At 68.1% G+C, this 1,682-nt stretch carries 1 protein-coding gene; it reads right to left on the reverse strand.

The genetic code is table 11. The features are described from left to right. Positions 1-161: 161 nt before the first annotated feature. A complete protein-coding gene (locus tag ACZ68L_RS46840; RefSeq protein ID WP_469591030.1) occupies positions 162-1,559 on the reverse strand; it encodes an IS1380 family transposase in 1,398 nt (465 codons plus the stop codon). Positions 1,560-1,682: the final 123 nt, after the last annotated feature.

Raw genomic sequence — 1,682 nt, forward strand, 5'->3', positions numbered from 1 at the left:
AGCCTTGATCCACCGACGTGGTCTGAAAGTGATTGTCTGACTGATCTTGAGCCGGTTTCGGGTCGGTGATTGTGGGCGGGCAGGTGGCATCCGCTGGTCTGCCCAGCGTTTCCACGTGTTCGGTTCCGGTTGGGCCCTGGCGGGTGGGGTGGGCAGGGGGATCAGGCCGGTGCGGGTGGGTCGTGGGTGGTGTCGAAGAGGTGTGTCCAGGCGTGCTGCCAGGGCCAGTTGTTTGGCAGGTGCAGGGTGATACGTCGTGCGGAGCGGGCGATCCGGGCCGGGATCTGGACCAGGTGGGTGCGGAGGGTGGCGGTGGTGGCCTTGGCGTGGAAGGCGGAGGTGAGCGCGCCGGTGGCCCGCAGCAGGTTGTAGGTAATGGCCCACAGGGTGAGCCAGGCCGCGTTGGCGTGGAAGTGCCCGGAGGGCAGGTGGGCCAGGGCGGAGGCTTTGCTGTCGGCGATGACCTGTTCGACCACCGCGTGGTGGCGGTGTTCCCGCTCGGCCTGGAGGGTCTCGGCGGGGTTGTCGGTGAAGAACGGGTGGTAGCGCCAGACGGGGAACAGTTCGCCCTGCTCACCCACGACTGCGGGTTCGGCGAGGTCACGGACCCGGCGGACGATCAGCCGGGCGGTGACCCGCTCGCTCTTCTCGCGGCTCGCGAAGGCGGTGTAGTCGGGCATCTCGGCGACTTCGGCGTCCGAGATGGGCTCTCCGGTCTCGGGGTCGGGCACCGCAGTCGGGTATGTGATCTGCTGCCATGCCTCGGCTGGAATGGCGAGGACGGCCCGTTTGATGGAGGGGTTCATGCCGGTGGTGACCGAGAAATGGGCGCCGGTCCGGCGGCAGGCGGCGATCACACCGGCGTTGTAGAACTGCGAATCGGCCCGCAGGATACGGGTGCCGGTGCAGCCGGCCTCGACGGCGGTGGCCAGGGCCTCGCTGACGAACTTCGGGGCGCCGCGGGAGTCGGCTGCCTTGCCGCGACGCATCCGTACTGCGGCGATCACCGGGCGGGAGTCGGGCGTGCAGACCGTGGCGAACAGGGGGTGGAGGGTGCGGATGCCCTTGAACCGGCCGTACTCGGCGCCCTGTTTGGCCCGGCCGTAGACCCGTTTGTGGGTGGAGTCGACATCGATGAACGCCCTCTCGCCCGCGCCGGGTAGAAGCGGAGTGTGTACGGCCAGCGCGGTCAAGAATCTGCGGTGCACGGCGTGGAGTTGGAGGGCGTGACCGTGGGTGAACGAGCGCAAGAACGTGCCCAGCGTGGACGGGGCACGAATGCCCGCGAACACGGCCGGCATCGCACCATGGCGCAGGACGTTCAGGTCGTCGATGCTGTCCGCGCCTGCGGCCATGCCCGCGACGATGCTGGTGACCTTGGCGTCCGCCGCCGCACCCGCGCCGTTGCTCGCGCCGGTCAGCTTCACCTTCTCGGCCACCAGACGCGAAAGACCGCACCGCTCGGCCAGCCGCATCACCGGGACCAGCCCGGCATGCGCGATCAGATTCGGGTCATCGAACGCAGCGGAGACCGCCGCCGACGTATGGGAAACTTGCATCTCGGAAGTGCCTTGCCGATCGTGCCTGGTGGAGCCTCAAGAACTCCCATCATTGCAGGTCACAAGGCACTTCCTCGTTTTCCTAGCCGCTATCCACAAGGCGCTGGCCGGTGGATCAAGGCT

Source organism: Streptomyces sp. NPDC104309 (assembly GCF_055584025.1).